This is a genomic window from Streptomyces griseoluteus, from assembly GCF_004784465.1.
Taxonomy (GTDB): Bacteria; Actinomycetota; Actinomycetes; order Streptomycetales; family Streptomycetaceae; genus Streptomyces; species Streptomyces griseoluteus.
The window spans coordinates 454944-474449 of the sequence record NZ_SRRU01000004.1; the positions used below are offsets into that span (position 1 = coordinate 454944).

19 protein-coding genes are annotated in these 19506 nt (G+C 71.9%); 9 read left to right on the forward strand and 10 right to left on the reverse strand.

From position 1 onward, the window contains the following. Positions 1-107 precede the first annotated feature (107 nt). A complete protein-coding gene (wblA, locus tag E5082_RS14055) occupies positions 108-446 on the forward strand; it encodes a transcriptional regulator WblA (protein WP_030811461.1) in 339 nt (112 codons plus the stop codon). 85 nt (positions 447-531) lie between these two features. Here the strand turns inward: wblA and bagB are convergent, their stop codons facing one another. Then, complete coding sequence (gene bagB / locus E5082_RS14060) at positions 532-1860, reverse strand: ATPase BagB (protein WP_135791564.1); 1329 nt, start codon at positions 1858-1860, stop codon at positions 532-534. Then, positions 1857-2834, reverse strand: a complete 978-nt coding sequence (gene bagA / locus E5082_RS14065) for an ATPase BagA (protein WP_135791565.1) — start codon at positions 2832-2834, stop codon at positions 1857-1859. The genes bagB and bagA overlap by 4 nt, the downstream gene beginning before the upstream one ends. Before the next feature lie 71 nt (positions 2835-2905). Between bagA and sp36 the strand changes: the two genes are divergently transcribed. The 4 genes from sp36 (at position 2906) to E5082_RS14085 (ending at position 5296) form a co-directional block, all read left to right on the forward strand. Then, a complete protein-coding gene (sp36, locus tag E5082_RS14070) occupies positions 2906-3064 on the forward strand; it encodes a Sp36 family protein (RefSeq protein ID WP_086694324.1) in 159 nt (52 codons plus the stop codon). Further along, entirely contained in the window at positions 3061-3525 is a 465-nt protein-coding gene (locus tag E5082_RS14075) for a RidA family protein (RefSeq protein WP_135791566.1), read from the forward strand. Before sp36 ends, E5082_RS14075 begins: the two co-directional genes overlap by 4 nt. Before the next feature lie 62 nt (positions 3526-3587). Continuing rightward, entirely contained in the window at positions 3588-4469 is an 882-nt protein-coding gene (locus tag E5082_RS14080) for an NUDIX hydrolase (protein ID WP_135791567.1), read from the forward strand. After that, positions 4466-5296: an MBL fold metallo-hydrolase gene (locus tag E5082_RS14085; protein WP_135791568.1), complete on the forward strand. Its 831-nt coding sequence runs from the start codon at positions 4466-4468 to the stop codon at positions 5294-5296. Before E5082_RS14080 ends, E5082_RS14085 begins: the two co-directional genes overlap by 4 nt. Here the strand turns inward: E5082_RS14085 and E5082_RS14090 are convergent. Beyond that, positions 5293-6114 (reverse strand): nucleotidyltransferase domain-containing protein, encoded by an 822-nt coding sequence (locus E5082_RS14090; RefSeq protein ID WP_135791569.1) that lies wholly within the window; start codon positions 6112-6114, stop codon positions 5293-5295. The two genes, E5082_RS14085 and E5082_RS14090, sit on opposite strands and share 4 nt — an antisense overlap. A 53-nt stretch (positions 6115-6167) precedes the next feature. Further along, positions 6168-6842 (reverse strand): Crp/Fnr family transcriptional regulator, encoded by a 675-nt coding sequence (locus E5082_RS14095; RefSeq protein ID WP_030811441.1) that lies wholly within the window; start codon positions 6840-6842, stop codon positions 6168-6170. 311 nt (positions 6843-7153) lie between these two features. Between E5082_RS14095 and nth the strand changes: the two genes are divergently transcribed. From nth to E5082_RS14110, 3 genes are read left to right on the forward strand one after another with little or no spacing between them, the layout of a single operon-like run. After that, positions 7154-7975 carry an endonuclease III gene (gene nth / locus E5082_RS14100; RefSeq protein ID WP_229918831.1) on the forward strand — a complete coding sequence of 274 codons (822 nt, stop codon included), beginning with the start codon at positions 7154-7156 and terminating at the stop codon, positions 7973-7975. Between the two features lie 51 nt (positions 7976-8026). Next, on the forward strand, positions 8027-8722 hold the full coding sequence (locus E5082_RS14105; RefSeq protein ID WP_135791570.1) for an NUDIX hydrolase: 696 nt from the start codon (positions 8027-8029) through the stop codon (positions 8720-8722). A gap of 57 nt (positions 8723-8779) precedes the next feature. Continuing rightward, on the forward strand, positions 8780-9979 hold the full coding sequence (locus tag E5082_RS14110) for a MarP family serine protease (protein WP_135791571.1): 1200 nt from the start codon (positions 8780-8782) through the stop codon (positions 9977-9979). Between the two features lie 48 nt (positions 9980-10027). On the opposite strand, the gene E5082_RS32945 is transcribed toward E5082_RS14110, so the two are convergent. The 6 genes from E5082_RS32945 to E5082_RS14140 all read right to left on the reverse strand — a co-directional run bounded on the left by E5082_RS32945 (position 10028) and on the right by E5082_RS14140 (position 17883). Beyond that, positions 10028-10210 carry a hypothetical protein gene (locus E5082_RS32945; RefSeq protein ID WP_135791572.1) on the reverse strand — a complete coding sequence of 61 codons (183 nt, stop codon included), beginning with the start codon at positions 10208-10210 and terminating at the stop codon, positions 10028-10030. 139 nt (positions 10211-10349) lie between these two features. Then, positions 10350-11285 (reverse strand): alpha/beta fold hydrolase, encoded by a 936-nt coding sequence (locus E5082_RS14120; protein ID WP_086694333.1) that lies wholly within the window; start codon positions 11283-11285, stop codon positions 10350-10352. Further along, complete coding sequence (locus E5082_RS14125; RefSeq protein WP_135791573.1) at positions 11282-11761, reverse strand: phage holin family protein; 480 nt, start codon at positions 11759-11761, stop codon at positions 11282-11284. Before E5082_RS14125 ends, E5082_RS14120 begins: the two co-directional genes overlap by 4 nt. Before the next feature lie 54 nt (positions 11762-11815). Then, the gene (nhaA, locus tag E5082_RS14130; RefSeq protein WP_135791574.1) at positions 11816-13258 is read right to left on the reverse strand and encodes a Na+/H+ antiporter NhaA; all 1443 of its coding nucleotides are present in this window, start codon (positions 13256-13258) and stop codon (positions 11816-11818) included. 170 nt (positions 13259-13428) lie between these two features. Continuing rightward, positions 13429-15387 carry an acetate--CoA ligase gene (gene acs, locus E5082_RS14135; RefSeq protein ID WP_135791575.1) on the reverse strand — a complete coding sequence of 653 codons (1959 nt, stop codon included), beginning with the start codon at positions 15385-15387 and terminating at the stop codon, positions 13429-13431. Positions 15388-15513: 126 nt separating this feature from the next. Continuing rightward, complete coding sequence (locus E5082_RS14140) at positions 15514-17883, reverse strand: bifunctional SulP family inorganic anion transporter/carbonic anhydrase (protein ID WP_135791576.1); 2370 nt, start codon at positions 17881-17883, stop codon at positions 15514-15516. Between the two features lie 347 nt (positions 17884-18230). Here E5082_RS14140 and E5082_RS14145 point away from each other — a divergent pair, with 347 nt between their 5' ends. Continuing rightward, positions 18231-19496: a polysaccharide deacetylase family protein gene (locus E5082_RS14145; RefSeq protein WP_135791577.1), complete on the forward strand. Its 1266-nt coding sequence runs from the start codon at positions 18231-18233 to the stop codon at positions 19494-19496. Positions 19497-19506 lie beyond the last annotated feature (10 nt).

Below are 19506 nucleotides of genomic sequence, written 5' to 3' on the forward strand. Positions count from 1 at the left end.
AGGGGGTGTTGCGCTGTCCGTGCCTTCCGTAACGTCCTCAACTGGCGGCGGTGAATATGCCGCTGCCGCCGTGGGGGAGCCTCGATTCGGGAGAGGACGGCGCCGGTATGGGCTGGGTTACCGACTGGAGTGCGCAGGCCGCCTGCCGCACTACCGATCCGGATGAACTGTTCGTGCAGGGAGCAGCGCAGAACAGGGCCAAGGCGGTGTGCACCGGATGTCCGGTGCGCACGGAGTGCCTGGCCGACGCGCTGGACAACCGCGTCGAGTTCGGCGTGTGGGGAGGCATGACGGAGCGCGAGCGCCGGGCGCTGCTGCGCCGCCGGCCCACCGTGAGCTCCTGGCGGCGGCTGCTGGAGACCGCCCGCTCGGAGTACGAGCGCGGCACGGGAATCGTGCCCCTCGACGACGACGAGGTCTACGAGAACTACGCGGCCGTCAGCTGACAGCTCGCCTCCGGCATAGACCGGCGGCACCGACGGCCCGCACGGACGCGCCGCACAGGAGCGTGTCCGCGCGTGCCCGGAGCCGCTAGGACAGTTCCGTGTGCCCTGCCGCGAGGCGGTCACCGATGTCGCGCAGGCCCGTGAGGTCGTGGACGTCGCCGGGGAGCGCGGGTACTTCCACGATGGCCACCTCGGGGTGGTGGCTGATGAAACGGTCCCGCGTGCGCTGTTCGCGCGCCAGCAGGCGCATGCGTTCGGCGTGCAGGCGCAGCAGACCCGCGGTCAGCTCGTCCACGGGCCGGTCCGGGTCCGCGGCGGCATCCTCTGGGCCGGAATCTGAACTTCCGTCTGTTTCGGGGGAGTTACGAACGTCAGCATTCCCGTCCGCCTGATCCACAATGCCGGGCTCCGCAAGATTTTCCGCGGCGGCGAGCGCCCGCTCGGCCGACAGCCGGGTGGCGCCGCTGCCGTGGACCCGGTTGAGCACCAGGCCGACCAGCGGCATCTTCTCGGCCGCCAGCCGCTCCACGAAGTACGCCGCCTCGCGCAGCGCGTCCCGCTCGGGCGCCGCCACCACCAGGAAGGCCGTCCCCGGCGCCTGCAGCAGCTTGAAAGTGGCGTCCGCGCGGGTGCGGAAGCCACCGAAGGTGGTGTCCATGGCGGAGACGAACGTCTGCGCGTCCTTCAGGAGCTGCCCGCCCAGCAGCTTGCCCAGGGTGCCGGTCATCATCGACATCCCCACGTTCAGGAACGCCATCCCCGCGCGGCCGCCCAGCTTGGCCGGCGCGGTCAGCACCCGGATCAGCTTGCTGTCCAGGAACGAGCCGAGCCGCTTGGGCGCGTCCAGGAAGTCCAGCGCGTTGCGCGAGGGCGGGGTGTCGACGACGATCAGGTCCCACTCGTCCTTGGCGCGGAGCTGGCCGAGCTTCTCCATCGCCATGTACTCCTGCGTGCCCGCGAAGCCGCCGGAGACCGTCTGGTAGAAGGGGTTCGCCAGGATCTGGGCCGCCCGCTCGGGGTCCGCGTGCGTCTCCACGACCTCGTCGAAGGTGCGCTTCATGTCGAGCATCATGGCGTGCAGTTCGCCGGGCTCGGCGCTCTCGCCGGGGGCCTCCTCCCGGCGGTCCTCGGTGCCCTTGACCCGGCGCGGCACGTTGTCGAGGGAGTCGATGCCCATCGACTGGGCCAGCCGCTTGGCCGGGTCGATGGTGAGGACGACCACCTTGCGGCCGCGCTCGGCGGCCCTCAGGGCGAGCGCGGCGGCCGTGGTCGTCTTGCCGACGCCGCCGGAGCCGCAGCACACCACGATCCGGGTCGCCGGATCGTCCAGCAGCGCGTCCACGTGCAGGGTCGGCGCGGGGGACCGGCCGGAGCGCGCGTCGGGGTCCGCGGCGGTCTGCGGCTCCTGGCTCATGACAACCCCTGCTTCCGCAACTCGAGGGCCAGTTCGTACAAGCCCGTCAGGTCCATGTCCTCGGCGAGCAGCGGCAGCTGGTCCACCGGCAGGTCCAGCTCGCCGAGGACCGCGCGCTGCTCCTGCTCCAGGGTGTGCCGCTCGGCGTACTCGGCGGCCTGCGCCAGCAGCGGGTCGACCAGCCGCTCGGCGTGCCCGCCGCGCTGCCCCCCGCCCAGGCCCGCCGAGGACAGCGCGCGGGCGACGGCGGTGTGCGGGACGGTACGGACCAGGTCCAGCTCGGCCGCGTCCAGCACCTCGGGGCGGACCATGTTCACGATGACGCGCCCCACCGGCAGCCCCGCCGCGCGCAGTTCGGCGATGCCGTCGGCGGTCTCCTGGACCGGCATCTCCTCCAGCAGCGTGACGAGGTGCACGGCCGTCTCCGGGGACTTCAGCACCCGCATCACGGCCTGCGCCTGAGTGTGTATCGGGCCGATCTTTGCGAGGCCGGCCATCTCGTCGTTGACATTGAGGAAGCGGGTGATGCGGCCGGTGGGGGGAGCGTCCATCACGACGTGGTCGTAGAGGAACTCGCCCTTCTTGTCCTTGCGGCGCACCGCCTCGCACGCCTTGCCGGTCAGCAGGACGTCCCGCAGGCCGGGGGCGATGGTGGTGGCGAAGTCTATGGCGCCGAGTTTTCTCAGCGCGCGGCCAGCGCTGCCGAGTTTGTAGAACATCTGGAGGTAGTCCAGAAGCGCCTGTTCGGCGTCGATGGCGAGGGCATACACCTCACCTCCGCCGGGAGCGGTGGCGATCTTCCGCTCCTCGTAGGGCAGCGCCTCGGTCCCGAAGAGCTGCGCGATGCCTTGCCGGCCCTCGACCTCGACGAGAAGCGTCCGCTTCCCCTCGCCGGCGAGAGCCAGCGCTAGAGCGGCGGCGACCGTCGTCTTTCCGGTCCCGCCCTTGCCGCTGACGACCTGGAGCCTGCTCACGTCTTCGAGCCTAACCAGTCCGGGCGACACTCACGCGGGAGGCTGTGGATAACAGCGACTACAGTCGGCCTATGACCAAGTGGGAATACTCAACTGTGCCGCTGCTCGTCCACGCCACGAAGCAGATCCTGGACAACTGGGGCGAGGACGGCTGGGAGCTCGTCCAGGTGGTGCCCGGGCCCAACGCCGAGCAGCTCGTCGCCTACCTGAAGCGCGAGAAGCAGGCGTGAGCGCGGTCGAGGCCCGGCTCGCCGACCTCGGCCTGACGTTGCCGGAGGTCGTGCCCCCGCTGGCCGCCTACCAGCCCGCCGTGCGCTCCGGGGACTACGTCCACACCGCGGGCCAGCTCCCGATGGTGGACGGCCAGCTCCCGGTCACCGGCAAGGTCGGTGCCGAGGTCACGGCCGAGGAGGCCAAGGACCTGGCCCGGACCTGCGCGCTGAACGCGCTGGCCGCCGTCAAGTCCGTCGCGGGCGACCTGGACCGGATCGCCCGCGTGGTGAAGGTGACCGGTTTCGTCGCCTCCGCCGCCGACTTCACCGGCCAGCCCGGTGTCCTCAACGGCGCCAGCGAGCTGCTCGGCGAGGTCCTCGGCGACAAGGGCGTGCACGCCCGCAGCGCGGTCGGCGTCGCGGTGCTTCCGCTGGACGCTCCGGTCGAGGTCGAGATCCTGGTCGAGCTGCTCCCGTAGCCCGTCCGGGCTCCGGTCCGGTACCTCTCGAACATCTGCCCTGTTCGGGATAGCCTCCGCCCATGGCGAACGGTCAGTGGTACCCCCCGGAGTGGCCCGACCGCATCCGCGCCCTCGCGGACGGCACGATCACTCCCGTCGTCCCCCGGCGGGCGGCGACCGTGCTGCTGCTCAAGGACACCCCGGCCGGACCGGCCGTCCACATGCTGCGCAGACGCGCCTCCATGGCCTTCGCCGGAGGCGCGTACGCGTATCCGGGCGGCGGTGTCGACCCGCGCGACGACGACCACCACGTCCGCTGGGCGGGCCCCACGCGCGCGTGGTGGGCGGACCGGCTCGGTGCCGATGAGATGGGCGCCCAGGCGATCGTCTGCGCGGCCGTGCGCGAGACCTACGAGGAGGCCGGCGTCCTGCTCGCGGGGACCGGACCGGACACGGTCGTCGGCGACACCAGCGGCGACGACTGGGAGGCGGACCGGCTCGCCCTGGTCGCGCACGAGCTGTCCTTCGCGGAGTTCCTGGACCGCCGGGGGCTCGTGCTGCGCTCCGACCTGCTGGGCGCGTGGACCCGGTGGATCACCCCGGAGTTCGAGTCCCGGCGCTACGACACCTGGTTCTTCGTCGCCGCCCTGCCCGAGGGCCAGCGCACCCGCGACCTGTCCACCGAGGCCGACCGCACGGTGTGGACCCGGCCCGCCGAGGCCGCCGCCGGGTACGACAGGGGCGACCTGCTGATGATGCCGCCCACCATCGCCACCCTGCGCCAACTCCTGCCCTACGGCACGGCCGCCGAGGCGCTCGCGGCCGCGCCGGACCGCGATCTCACCCCGGTGCTCGCGCGGGCCCGGCTGCTGGACGGCAGGGTGGAGCTGAGCTGGCCGGGGCACGACGAGTTCACCAAGCACGTCCCGGCCGCTCCGGGCCCGCGGGGAGGGGCGGCATGACCGACGCCGCCGCCCTGCCCGGCCAGCCCCGCGACGCGGTCCGCTCGGGCCCGGCCACCGAGCGCGCCGTCAACGTGCTCGCGCCCAACGCCTCGCCCATGACGCTGGACGGCACCAACACCTGGATCGTCGCGGAGCCCGACTCCGACCTCGCCGTGGTCATCGACCCCGGCCCGCTGGACGACGGCCACCTGCGCGAGGTCGTGGACACCGCCGAGAAGGCCGGCAAGCGGATAGCGCTCACCCTGCTCACCCACGGGCACGCCGACCACGCGGAGGGCGCGTCCCGGTTCGCGGAGATCACCGGCACGCGCGTGCGCGCGCTCGACCCGGCGCTGCGGCTCGGGGACGAGGGGCTGGGCGCCGGGGACGTGGTCACGGTCGGCGGGCTCGAGCTGCGCGTCATACCGACGCCCGGCCACACCGCGGACTCCCTGAGCTTCCATGTCCCGGCTGATCAGGCGGTCCTCACCGGCGACACCATCCTCGGGCGCGGCACGACCCTGGTCGCCCATCCGGACGGGCGTCTCGGGGAGTACCTGGCCTCCCTGCGCCGGCTGCGCTCGCTGACCGTGGACGACGGCGTGCACACCGTCCTGCCGGGCCACGGGCCGGTCCTGGAGGACGCCCAGGGCGCCGTCGAGTTCTACCTCGCCCATCGGGCCCACCGCCTCGCCCAGGTCGAGACGGCCGTCGAGAACGGCCACCGCACCGCCGAGGCCGTCGTCGCCCACGTCTACGCCGACGTCGACCGCTCGCTGTGGCCGGCGGCGGAACTGTCGGTACGGGCCCAGCTGGACTACCTGGGGGAGCACGGGCTCATCTAGGGGGAATCCGCGCCTTTCGTGCCGTGCACGCGCGCGTACTCCCCGGCGAGCCACGGGCCCAGGTCGTCCACGTAGCCGCGCAGGATCGCGGCGTCCCCGACGGGCTCGCGGCCGTAGCGGGCCGCGACGCGCATCTGGGCGGCCCGGCGGGGGTGATAGGCGCCGAAGACCTCCGCCATCTCGGCCAGGTCGCTCGTCCAGCCGTTCCAGCGGGGCATGACCAGGGTGAAGCCGGTGCGCACCAGGTGCCGGGACATGAACCGGACCAGCGGACGCCGGGCCTCCTCCGTGTCGGCGGCCCCCGCGATCCGCTCGTGCCAGCGCGGGAGCAGACCGGCCAGGTCGCCGTTGGTCTCACGGGCGAGGCGGGGAGTCGGGCGGTAGCGGGGCAGACGCCCGGCGAGGTCGTCCCCGAGCAGCGGGGTGCACAGGCAGGCCAGGAACCAGCCCATGTCGTACCGCTCGCCCTCGCTCAGCAGCCGGGCCTCGCCGAAGAGCAGCGGGCCCACGCCGTCGATCTGGGGGAACTCCCGGTCCAGGGCCGTGGCGAGGGCCGCCGCGGCGGTGCGGTCGGCTTCGGTGGGCTCGCCGCGCAGTGCGATGAGGAGATCCAGGTCGCTGCGCCCCACGCGCGCGGTGCCGCGCGGGACGGACCCGTAGAGGTAGCCGCTGTGCAGCCGCGCCCCGAAGGTCTCCGCCAGCCCGTCCCGCGCGGCGGCCACGGCGGGGCGGAACGCGTCCTGCACGCGCGCGAGGGAGCCTTCACGGGCGATGAACCCCTCGGCGTCGAGGCCGTGGGGGGCGGGCGGTCCGGACATGCGGACACTGTGCACCGCCGGAGGCGGCGGTGCAGGTCAATTACGGACAGGCGTCAGCGGGACCGCTTGGCGAGGCGCTCGACGTCCAGCAGGATCACCGCGCGGGCCTCCAGGCGGAGCCATCCGCGCTGCGCGAAGTCGGCGAGGGCCTTGTTGACGGTCTCGCGGGAGGCGCCGACCAGCTGGGCCAGCTCCTCCTGGGTGAGGTCGTGCACCACGTGGATGCCCTCCTCGGACTGCACGCCGAAGCGGCGCGAGAGGTCCAGCAGGGCGCGGGCGACACGGCCGGGCACGTCGGAGAAGACCAGGTCGGACATGGCGTCGTTGGTCTTGCGCAGCCGGCGGGCGACGGCACGCAGCAGGGCGCCGGCGACCTCCGGACGGACGTTCAGCCAGGGCTGGAGGTCGCCGTGGCCGAGGCCGAGCAGCTTGACCTCGGTCAGCGCGGTCGCGGTGGCCGTACGCGGGCCGGGGTCGAACAGCGACAGCTCACCGATCAGCTCGCTGGGGCCGACCACCGCCAGCATGTTCTCCCGCCCGTCGGGGGAGGTGCGGTGCAGCTTGACCTTGCCCTCGGTGACGACGTAGAGCCGGTCGCCGGGGTCGCCCTCGTGGAAGAGGGAGTCGCCACGGGCGAGGGTCACCTCGCTCATGGAGGCGCGCAGCTCCGCGGACTGCTCGTCGTCAAGAGCCGCGAAGAGCGGGTTGCGCCGCAGAACGTCGTCCACGAGTTCTCTCCTTGTCGAGCTGCTCAGGGGATGTTCCTCCCCAGCGTGCCAGGGGACCGTGTTCCCCGTTTTCCCGGACGGTCCAAACAGTGTGATCTGTCACAAGGATGCCGCACAGGTGTGCCGGGGTAAGCGGCAGGGGTCCAATCGGGGGCCGATCTTCCGGGTCCGGCGCGGATGTCGGTGCCGGGCTCTAGGCTGGCCGGGTGTCCAAATCGCCGGTGAGAGCACAGGCCGAGGGGGCTGCGCGGGTGGTTGCACGACGTGATTCCGCCGTGGGCGAACAGGATTCCGATGGAAGTGGCGAAAAGGTGAAATCCATAAAAAAGGGCCCCGCGAAGACGGCTGGTGGGACGACCGGTGAATCGCACACCGCCCTGGTCCGCCGCGCCCGCCGGATCAACCGTGAGCTCGCCGAGGTCTATCCGTACGCCCACCCCGAGCTGGACTTCGAGAACCCCTTCCAGCTCCTGGTCGCCACGGTCCTGTCGGCCCAGACCACCGACCTGCGCGTCAACCAGACGACCCCGGCGCTGTTCGCCAAGTACCCCACCCCGGAGGACCTCGCGGCGGCCGACCCCGCCGAGGTGGAGGAGATCCTGCGGCCCTGCGGCTTCTTCAGGGCCAAGACGCGCTCGGTCATAGGGCTGTCCAAGGCGCTCGTGGAGGACTTCGGCGGTGAGGTCCCCGGCAAGCTGGAGGACCTGGTCAAGCTGCCCGGCGTCGGCCGCAAGACCGCCTTCGTGGTCCTCGGCAACGCCTTCGGCCGCCCCGGCATCACCGTGGACACCCACTTCCAGCGGCTGGTGCGGCGCTGGAAGTGGACCGAGGAGACCGAGCCCGAGAAGATCGAGGCCGCGGTCGGCGAGCTGTTCCCCAAGAAGGACTGGACCGACCTCTCCCACCACGTCATCTGGCACGGCCGCCGCATCTGCCACGCCCGCAAGCCCGCCTGCGGCGCCTGCCCGATCGCCCCGCTCTGCCCGTCCTACGGCGAGGGCGAGACCGACCCGGAGAAGGCGCGCAAGCTCCTCAAGTACGAGAAGGGCGGCTTCCCCGGCCAGCGGCTCAACCCGCCCCAGTCCTACCTGGACGCGGGCGGCATCCCGGCCCCGCCGCTGGGGGCCGGATGAGGGGAACGATCACGGGGCAGTCGGGCGTTGGACACGGCAGCAGGGGGTGGCATGACGTACACGCGTGACACGCACGAGAGCCCGGTGGCGCTGCGCAGGGAGGGGCTGCCGGGGTGGCTGGAGCCGGTGGCGCGGGCCGCCGAGACGGTCCAGCCGCTCCAGCTCAGCCGCTTCCTGCCGCCCGAGGACGGCGGCGGCCGCCAGTCGGCGGTGCTGATCCTGTTCGGCGAGGGCCGGCGCGGCCCCGAGCTGCTGCTGATGGAGCGCTCCGGCTCGCTGCGCTCCCACGCGGGCCAGCCCTCCTTCCCCGGCGGCGCCCTCGACGCCGTGGACGGCGACCCGAAGACCGACGGCCCGCTGCGGGCGGCCCTGCGCGAGGCGGAGGAGGAGACCGGGCTCGACCCGGCCGGCGTCCAGCTCTTCGGGGTGCTGCCCGCCCTCTACATCCCGGTCAGCGAGTTCGTCGTCACTCCGGTGCTCGGCTGGTGGCGCGAGCCGAGCCCGGTCGGGGTGGTCGACCCCAACGAGACGGCGCGCGTCTTCACCGTCCCCGTGGCGGATCTCACGGACCCCGCCAACCGCGCGACCACCGTGCACCCCAGCGGGTTCCGGGGCCCGGCATTCCTGGTCGAATCGGCGCTCGTATGGGGGTTCACGGCCGGGGTCATCGACCGGCTGCTGCACTACGCGGGCTGGGAGCGCCCCTGGGACCGGACCCGGCAGGTCCCGCTCGACCGCTGGTCATGACAGGGTGTCGTGCGTGTTCGTTACCGCGGGGAAAGTCGATGGGCGGGGCCTGAAGCGTTGAACGTGCTGGACATCCTGTTGCTGCTGGCCGCCGTCTGGTTCGCGGTCGTGGGTTACCGCCAGGGCTTCGTCGTCGGCATCCTGTCGGTGATCGGCTTCCTCGGCGGCGGCCTGCTCGCCGTCTGCGCGCTGCCTCCCGTCTGGGACGCGGTGACCGACAACGCCGAGGTCGGCACCGTGGCCGCCGTCGTCGCGGTCATCGTCGTCATCGTGATCGCCTCCGTCGGACAGGCCCTCACCACCCACCTGGGCAACAAGCTGCGCCGCCACATCACCTGGTCCCCGGCCCGCGCGCTGGACGCCACCGGCGGCGCCCTGGTCAACGTGGGCGCCATGCTGCTGGTCGCCTGGCTCATCGGCTCCGCGCTCGCCCAGACCACGCTGCCGACGCTCGGCCGGGAGGTCCGCGGCTCCAAGGTGCTCGTCGGGATGGACCAGGTGCTGCCGGTGCAGTCGGGCACCTGGTTCAAGGACTTCGGCTCGATCCTCGCGCAGAACGGCTTCCCGCAGGTCTTCAGCCCCTTCTCCGACGAGCAGATCCGCGAGGTCCGGCCGCCGGACCCGGCCCTGGCGAGCAGCGCCGTGGCGGTCAGGGCCCAGCGCTCCATCGTCAAGGTCACCGGCACCGCCCGCAGTTGCGGCAAGGTACTGGAAGGAACCGGTTTCGTCTTCGGCGACCGGCGCGTGATGACCAACGCCCATGTCGTCGGCGGCGTCGACGAACCCACCGTCCAGATAGGCGGCGAGGGCCGCACGTACGACGCCACGGTCGTCCTCTACGACTGGCGGCGCGACATCGCCGTCCTGGACGTGCCCGACCTGAAGGCGCCCGTGCTGCGGTTCGCCTCGAAGGACGCCGGCAGCGGGGACGGCGCCATCGTGGCCGGCTTCCCGGAGAACGGCGCGTACGACGTGCGCGCGGCGCGGGTGCGCGGGCGCATCATGGCGAACGGCTCGGACATCTACCGCCGGGGCACGGTCGGCCGTGACGTGTACTCACTTTTCACCACCGTCCGCGAGGGCAACTCCGGCGGCCCCCTGTTGACCCCTCAGGGCACCGTGTACGGCGTGGTGTTCGCCAAGTCGCGGGACGACGCCGAGACCGGCTACGCCCTCACCGCCGACGAGATCCGCCCGGACATCACGCGGGGGCGTACGGCGAACAGTCAGGTGGGTACCGACAACTGCGCCCTGTGAGGCGCCCGCGCTGCGTGAGGCGACCGCGTCCCATGAGGTGACGTGGGTTCAGGTGCGCGCGGTGTGACGCAGGCGTACGGAGACCCAGCGGGCCCGGCGGCGCAGGATGCGCGGAATCCCCACCCTCGGGTCCCCTTCCGCGAGTTGCGGCGTTACTGGTGGCGGCGAATCCGGCCCGGAGGCCGAGTGTCGTTCGCGGGGTGCGTCACCGTAGTCGTGCGTCCAGCCCATACCCCGACGTTTGCCCCCGCCCCAAGGTCAGTAACCGCCTCCGGGCCCCCCGATCGGCCTATGCGTCAGGCATGTGGCAGTTCGGTGAGCAAACGGTCGGAAACGGTCGGGAAAGCGGACACTCAACGCATCCGAACGGTCATCGGTCGGGTTCGGGGTCCTTCAACCAGTTGATCAGCTCGGTGGAGAACGCCACCGGGTCCTCCTCGTGCGGGAAGTGCCCCAGCCCGTCGAACAGCCGCCAGCGGTACGGCGCCTCCACGTACTCGCCCGAACCGGCCGCGCTGCGCGTACGGGTGACCGGGTCCAGCGAGCCGTGCAGATGCAGCGTGGGCACCCGGACCGGCCGCTTCATCCGCCGGTTGAACTGGATGCCGTCCGGCCGGGCCAGCGACCGCACCAGCCAGCGGTACGGCTCGATCGAGCAGTGCGCCGTCGACGGGATGCACATCGCCCGCTGGTACGCCGCCACGTCCGCGTCCTCCGGCAGGCGCGGCCCGGACCAGTCCCGGATCAGCTCGCCCACCAGCGCGCCGCCGTCGGCGGTGAGCTGCCGCTCGGGGATCCACGGCCGCTGGAAGCCCCAGATGTAGGAGCTGGCCGCCGTCTGCCGGGCGTCCCGCAGCATCGCCGCGCGCCAGCGCCTCGGGTGCGGCATCGACACCACCGCGAGCCGGCGCACCAGTTTGGGCCGCATCGCCGCCGCCGTCCATGCCAGGTAGCCGCCCAGGTCGTGGCCGACCAGCGCGGCGTCCGGCTCGCCGAGCGAACGGATCACCCCGGTGACGTCCAGCGCGAGGTTGGCCGGGTCGTACCCGCGTGGGGTGCGGTCGCTGCCGCCGACGCCCCGCAGGTCCATGGCTACGGCCCGGTAGCCCGCGGCCGCCAGCGCGGACAACTGGTACCGCCAGGTCCACCAGAACTGCGGGAAGCCGTGCAGCAGCAGGACCAGGGGACCGTCGCCCAGCTCCGCGATGTGGAAACGCGCGCCGTTGGCGGCGACGTCCCGGTGCGTCACCCGCTCCCCGGAGGGCAGGTCGAGGCGTACGGCCGGTGCGGCGGCGGGTTCCGTCATGAGGACGAGCGTGCCACAGCCTTGTGCGCGCGGTCCGCCGCAGGCAGCTCACGCGGGTGCGGCTTGGCGTTCTGGAGGACGCCCGCCGACTGCTTCACGGACGCGGCGACCTTCTGCGGGCCCTTGCTCTTCTTGGCCTTCTTGGCGAACACCACGCCGATCAGGGCGAGCAGTCCGGCCACCAGCACATTGGCGGCGAAGGACAGCAGGAAGCACACCGCGAGGTTCCAGTGGCTCCAGGTCCGGATGCCGTACGCCAGCGCGAAGTTGAGCATCGGCAGCGAGAACACCAGCACCGCGCCCGCGCCGGAGAAGGCCCCGCCGCTCGCCGCGCCGCGCTTCACGTCCCGCTTGAGCTGCGCCTTGGCCAGCGCGATCTCGTCGTGCACCAGCGCCGACATCTCGGTCGTCGCCGAGGCGACCAGCTGGCCGATGCTGTGTTCGGCGCCGACCGGCCTGCCGTCGGGTGCGCTCATCGCGTTCTCTCCCTCTGCTTGTGGTGCCGTCTTGTTTTGTACCGTCTCGTCAGATCATGCCGGACGACCGTTCTCCTCGCCTGCCCCGCCCGGCACTTCGGCACGCGCGCGGCGCGCGGCGGCGGCCAGCCCGGCCGCGATACGCCGGTGCTCAGCGGCCTTCCCCTCGTGGATCTCGGCCATGCGAAGGTGGTACGCCGGGTCGTCCTGCTCATAGACGTCGGGGATGCCGTCCTGGTCCTCGTCGCGCTCCTCGTCCTCGCACAGCCGCCGGTACCTGGCGTTGCGCACCTTCAGCAGCACCGTGGCACAGATGGCCGCGATCAGCGATCCGACGAGGACGGACGCCTTCACCTCCTCCGTCAGCGCGAGGTCACCGCTGAAGGCCAGCTCACCGATGAGCAGGGAGACGGTGAAGCCGATCCCGGCGAGCGTGGCGACCGCGAAGACATCGGCCCAGGCCAGCCCCTCGCTCAGCGAGGCGCGGGTGAAGCGCACGGTCAGCCAGGTCCCGCCGAAGACACCGACCGTCTTGCCCACCACCAGGCCGAGCACCACGCCGAGCGTCTCCGGCCGCGTGAACACCTGGGCCAGCGCCCCGCCGGACACCGGCACGCCCGCGCTGAACAGGGCGAACAGCGGCACGGCGAGTCCGGCCGACAGGGGGCGCACCAGATGCTCCAGCCGTTCACCCGGCGACCGCTCCTCACCCTCACGGGTGACGCAGCGGAGCATCAGGCCCATCGCCACACCGGCGATGGTCGCGTGGACGCCGCTGTTGTACATCAGGGCCCAGATCACCAGGGCAAGCGGCAGATAGACGTACCAGCCGCGCACGCCCTTGCGCAGCAGCAGCCAGAACAGCGCGAGGGCGGCCACGGCCCCGCCGAGCGCGGCGAAGTCGATCCGGCCGGTGAAGAAGACGGCGATGATCAGGATGGCGAAGAGGTCGTCGACCACCGCGAGGGTCAGCAGGAAGGCGCGCAGCGCGCTGGGCAGCGAGGTGCCGATGACCGCGAGGACGGCGAGCGCGAAGGCGATGTCGGTGGCGGTCGGCACCGCCCAGCCGGCCAGGGAGCCGCCGCCGGTGAGGTTGGTGAGCGTGTACACCAGCGCGGGTACGACCATCCCGCACAGCGCGGCCACCACGGGCAGTACGGCCGCCTTGGGGTCGCGCAGGTCGCCGGCGACCAGTTCCCGCTTCAGCTCGACGCCGGCCACGAAGAAGAACACCGCCAGCAGGCCGTCGGCCGCCCAGTGGGCGACGGAGAGGTTAAGGCCGAGGGCGGCCGGGCCGAGGTGGAAGTGGCTGACGGTCGCGTAGGCGTGGCTCAGGGCGGGGACGTTGGCCCAGATCAGCGCGGCGACGGCGGCGACGAGCAGGAGGACACCGCCCACCGTCTCGGTGCGCAGCGCGTCCGCCACGGCGGTCCGCTCCGGCAGCGACAGGCGGGCGAGGGCCTTGCGGGCGGCGTTGGGGGTGCGGGGCGTGGCCACGGCGGGAACCTCCGGCTGGTGGGCATGACAGAACGCTTGCCGACCAGACTTCCCGGCGCACCTCGAGGCACGGACTACTGCCGTACTTTGTTCACGTTACCCAAGATCGGAGGGTCCGGCAGATCGGGCGCCCCGGCGCGGTCACCGGGGCGCCCTCTGTCCGCCTCGGCTCAGTCCTCGCTGGAGGAGGACGGCAGCTTGGACTGGATGAGCGTCATGACCGTGGAATCGGTCAGGGTGGTGACGTCTCCGAGCTGGCGGTTCTCCGCCACGTCCCGCAGCAGCCGGCGCATGATCTTGCCGGAGCGGGTCTTGGGCAGCTCCGCCACCGGCAGGACGCGCTTGGGCTTGGCGATCGGGCCGAGGGTGGCGCCGACGTGGTCGCGCAGCTCGGCGACCAGCTTCTCGTCCTCGGCGGCCGAACCGCGCAGGATGACGAACGCCACGATGGCCTGCCCGGTCGTGTCGTCGGCGGCGCCCACGACGGCCGCCTCGGCGACCGCCGGGTGCGACACCAGCGCCGACTCCACCTCGGTGGTAGAGATGTTGTGGCCCGACACCAGCATCACGTCGTCCACGCGGCCGAGGAGCCAGATGTCCCCGTCGTCGTCCTTCTTGGCGCCGTCGCCGGCGAAGTACTTGCCCTCGAAGCGCGACCAGTAGGTGTCCAGGAAGCGCTGGTCGTCGCCCCAGATGGTGCGGAGCATCGACGGCCACGGCTCGGTGAGGACCAGGTAGCCGCCGCCCCCGTCCGGCACCTCGTTCGCCTCGTCGTCGACGACGGTGGCGCTGATGCCGGGCAGCGGGCGCTGCGCGGAACCGGGCTTGGTCTCGGTGACGCCCGGCAGCGGCGAGATCATCATCGCGCCGGTCTCGGTCTGCCACCAGGTGTCCACGACCGGGGTGCGGTCGGCGCCGATGTTCTTGCGGTACCAGACCCACGCCTCGGGGTTGATGGGCTCGCCCACCGAACCGAGCACCCTGAGCGAGGTCAGGTCGAACTGCGCGGGGATGTCGTCGCCCCACTTCATGAACGTCCGGATCGCGGTGGGCGCGGTGTACAGGATCGAGACCCGGTACTTCTCGACGATCTCCCAGAAGCGGCCCTGGTGCGGGGTGTCCGGGGTGCCCTCGTACATCACCTGGGTCGCGCCGTTGGCCAGCGGGCCGTACACGATGTACGAGTGGCCGGTGACCCAGCCGACGTCGGCCGTGCACCAGTAGACGTCCGTCTCCGGCTTGAGGTCGAACACCGCCCAGTGGGTGTAGGCGGTCTGCGTGAGGTAGCCGCCCGAGGTGTGCAGGATGCCCTTGGGCTTACCCGTGGTGCCGGAGGTGTAGAGGATGAACAGCGGGTGCTCCGCGTCGAACGCCTCCGGGGTGTGCTCGGCCGACTGGCGCCCGACCAGCTCGTCCCACCACACGTCCCGCTCGGCGTCGAACGCCACGTCCTGCCCGGTACGGCGCACCACCAGCACGTGCTCGACGGTGCCGGCCGCCTTGGCGACCGCGTCGTCCACGGCGGGCTTGAGCGCGGACGGCTGGCCCCGGCGGTAACCGCCGTCGGCGGTGATGACGACCTTGGCGTCCGCGTCCTTGATACGGGTGGCCAGCGCGTCGGCCGAGAAGCCGCCGAAGACCACCGAGTGCGCGGCGCCGATGCGGGCCGAGGCCAGCATGGCGATGGCGGTCTCGGGGATCATCGGCATGTAGATGGCGACCCGGTCGCCCTTGCGGACACCCAGCTCCAGCAGCGCGTTGGCCGCCCTGGAGACCTCGTCCTTCAGCTCGGCGTAGGTGATGGAGCGGCTGTCGCCCGGCTCGCCCTCGAAGTGGATGGCGACCCGGTCGCCGTTCCCGGCCTCCACGTGCCGGTCCACGCAGTTGTAGGCGACGTTCAGCTGGCCGTCCTCGAACCACTTGGCGAACGGCGGGTTCGACCAGTCCAGCGTCTTCGTCGGCTCCTTGGCCCAGCTCAGCCTGCGGGCCTGCTCGGCCCAGAAGCCGAGCCGGTCCGCCGCGGCCTGTTCGTACGCCTCGGCCGTGACGTTGGCGTTCGCGGCCAGGTCGGCCGGCGGCGCGAAGCGTCGCTCCTCCTTCAGAAGGTTGGCCAGGCTCTCGTTGCTCACGACATCTCCCTTTCCCAGGGTGTCCGTTGTGTCCCAGGCCACACCTCATCAGACGTCGGGGCTGATGACAAGGGTGGACCGCAGAATTGGTTTAGACCTATCTGCGGTCCCCGTGCGAGTGGCCGCTCAGACCAAGCTGCCCACCTCCGGCGCCTCTCGCACGTCCTCCCTGGGGTCCTCTCTGACCTCGTGGAACACCGCGGCTTCCGTCTCGCCTCCCTCGGCTCCTTCCTCGCCGAGCAGGTACGCCCGCGCCTCTCCGACGTGGAAGTACATGCCGTGCAGCTCCAGCGCACCGGCCGCCAGGGCCCGCGCGACGGACTCGTGCTCCCGCAGATGCGCCAACTGCTGCACCACATTGGCCAGCGACAGCTCCTCCACCGCGTCGGCCACCGGGCGCGGGGCGAGCCGGGGCCGCTCCCGGGGCCCGTCGGCCAGCCGGGCCAGGCTCGGCTCTCCGTACCTCAGCCAGCGGCGCAGCGGGGTCGGGGCGGCGCCGGGCTCGGCGGCGAGCAGGGCCTGCATCGCCCCGCACCCGGAGTGTCCGCACACGGTGATCGACCTGACCCCGAGCACATCCACCGCGTACTCGATGGCGGCGGCCACCGAGTCGTCGGAGTGCTCCTGGCCGGGCGGCGGCACCAGGTTCCCGACATTGCGCACCACGAACAGGTCGCCGGGGCCGCTGGCGGTGATCATCGAGGTGACGAGCCGGGAGTCGGCGCAGGTGAGGAAGAGCTGGGAGGGCCGCTGTCCCTCCCTGGCCAGCCGGGCCAGCTCCTCCCGGACCAGTGGGGCGGTGTTCCGCTGGAACGAGCTGATGCCGCGGGCGAGTTCGTGGGTGTCGGGGCGGGGGGCGCCCATGGTGTCCGCCGCGTCCTGGCGCACGGCCGCCGCAGGCATGTCGCACCGGTGGTTGCGCCATGGTGTCCAGGGGCGGCACCGGCAGACGGTGGAGGACGGGGTGCCCGCGCTCCGCACCCCGGTGCGGTGGTCCTTCAGCTCGGCGGAGCCGCCCCGCGCGGTGTGGGAACTCCGCCAGTCCTGGAGCGACTCGTACGCCGCGTGGTCCATGAAGGAGCCGTCCAGCTCGACGACGGCACGGGTGCCGTGCGGGATGCGGTGCAGGGCTCGGCTGAGCCGGGGCACGGCCAGGAACGTCAACTGGCCGCGCACCCGGACGTGATGGACCCCTTCCTTCTCCTCGTGCGTGATGCGGGTGTGGGTGAGGCGGTGCAGGGCCAGGGCGACGGCCACGGCGATCCCGAGGAGCACGCCCTGCAGGACGCCGAGGCAGACCACGCCGAGGGTGGTCGCGGCGTACACCGGCACCTCGCGGTGGCGGGTCACCGTACGGATGTGGTTCAGGGACACCATCTGGATGCCGACGGCCATCACCAGGGCGGCGAGCGAGGCGAGCGGAATCCGCTCCAGGAGGGGGACCAGCAGCAGGGTGGCGATCACCACGAGACCGCCGTGCAGCATCGTGGAGTTCCGGCTCACCGCCCCGGAGTTGACGTTCGCCGTGCTGCGTACCGCCACCCCCGCGACCGGCAGTCCGCCCAGCGCGCCGGAGACGATGTTGGCCGCGCCCTGGCCGAGCAGTTCGCGGTCGAGGTCGGAGCGCCCCACGCGCGCGGGGCCGGTGCGGCCGGCGGCCAGCTTGTCCACGGCCACCGCGCCGAGCAGTGACTGCACGCTGCACACCAGGGTGGTGGTGAGCACGGCGGCGACGATGCCGAGCGTCGGACCCTGGGGGAGTCCGGCCAGCGCGTGGCTGCGCCACGACGGCAGGTCGACGCGGGGCAGGGTGAGCCCGGTCAGTGCCGCCGTCACGGTGGCCCCGACGACGGCGACCAGCGCGGCCGGCACCTTGCGCAGCAGGCTGCCCACGCGGCCGGGGATGCGGGGCCAGGCCAGCAGCAGGGTCAGGGTGAGCGCGCTGATCACCACGGCGGCCGGGTCGAGGTGGGCCAACTGGGCGGGAAGCGCACGCAGGTTGGTGAGGACGGAGCTGTCCGGACTGCCGCCGAGCACGATGTGCACCTGGGCCACGGCGATGGTGATGCCGATGCCCGCGAGCATGCCGTGCACGACCGCCGGGCTGACGGCGAGCGCGCCGCGCGCCACCTTCAGGCAGCCGAGGCCGAGCTGGGCGAGTCCGGCGAGGACGGTGATGCCGCAGGTCGCCCGCCACCCGTACTGGTGGATGAGGTCGGCGGTGACCACGGTCAGACCGGCGGCGGGCCCGCTGACCTGCAACGGGCAGCCGCCGATCCGGCCGGCGACGATCCCGCCGACCGCCGCGGCGACCAGGCCCGCCTGGAGCGGGGCGCCGGTGGCCAGGGCGATGCCCAGCGAGAGCGGCAGGGCGATGAGGAACACCGCGACGGACGCCGAGACGTCGGCGCTCTCGACGCGGAAACGGCGGCGCCGGGGCGGTGGGGTAGTGGGGGGCGGGGAGTGGTCGGTACGGGGTGGTGCGCAGGCTGACATGTTCCCGTCTCCTCCGGGGCAGCGCGGTCGCGGTCTGGGGGGTCCCGCCAGGGGCGGGGGTTCGGTCGCGGCCGTGGGTCACGGCGTGCAGCGGCGGGATGATTCAACGCTCGGTAAACGAACCGTAATCCAGAGTAAAGGCTCGGCATATCTTTTCGAGGCAAATGGCACACATGTGCACTCTGCCGGGTGAAAGGTGCATCTCATCGGCTTGTCGTACTAATTCCTTCTCGACTCCATGCGACCTTGGCGGCGCCGCCGGGAGGAATCCGGCACATCGCCAGAAAACGCCCTCATCGGCGTTCGCCTGAGAGTTCGCCCGAGAGAAGGAAGAAGGTGGGCGGAACATGGCCGCCACCCAGAGGATCGCCGTCTGTGCCATGGTCGCCGCTGCCGGTGCCGCGTCCCTCGCCGGTTGCGCCGCCGGCTCCGGCCAGGCAGGGGAAGGCACGTCCGGCCCGCAGAAGGGCGCACCGGCTCCCCAGAGTGTCGTCCGGCTGATCGGCGACGGGTCCACCGCGTACACCGGCGCACAGCCGCACCTGTCCCGGCCCGAAAAGCTGAAGCCTGGTCAGAAACCACCGCAGTTCGTGGTGTTCTCCTGGGACGGCGCGGGTGAGGACAGTCAGAAACTGTTCTCGCACTTCCGTAAGGTCGCCAAGGACAATCACGCCAACATGACGTTCTTCCTCAGCGGCGTCTACATGCTGCCGGAGGAGAAGCGGGACCTCTACAAGCCGCCGCAGCACTCGCCGGGCCGCTCCGACATCGGCTTCAACGACGAGCAGGGCATCGCCGACACCGCCAAGCAGGCGCGCCTCGCGTGGCTGGAGGGCAACGAGATCGGCACCCACTTCAACGGCCACTTCTGCGGCCCCGACGGCGGGGTCGGCCAGTGGTCCGTGGCCGAGTGGAAGAGCGAGATCAGCCAGGCCAAGGAGTTCGTGAAGACCTGGAAGACCAACTCGGGCCTGAAGAAGTCCTCGCCGCTGCCCTTCGACTACGACAAGGAACTCATCGGCGCCCGCACCCCCTGCCTGGAAGGGCAGAAGAACTTCGTCAAGGCGGCGAGCCAGATGGGCTTCCGTTACGACTCCAGCGGCGTCAACGACCAGGTCTGGCCGAAGAAGAAGGAAGGTCTCTGGGACCTGTCCATGCAGCTCGTGCCCTTCCCCGGCCACACCTACGAGCAGCTCACCATGGACTACAACTTCATGGTCAACCAGTCCGGCACCCGGACCCAGGGCGACCCCGACAAGTTCGCCCTGTGGGGCGACGAGATGCGCGACGGCCTCCTCAGGGGCTTCGACCGTGCCTACGACGGCAACCGCGCGCCCCTGATCATCGGCAACCACTTCGAGTCCTGGAACGGCGGCACGTACATGCGCGCCATCGAGGACGTCGTCAAGAACGTGTGCAACAAGCCCGACGTCCGCTGCGTCTCGTTCCGCGAGCTGACCGACTGGCTGGACGCCCAGGACCCGCAGACCCTGGCCAAGCTGCGCACCCTCGAGGTGGGCGAGGCGCCCAAGCAGGGCTGGGCGTCCCTGCTCTCCGGCCGCCCGGCCCCGGCGCCCAAGGGCGTCCCCGGAGCGCCGGCCGTCAAGCAGTAGGCGTCGGGAG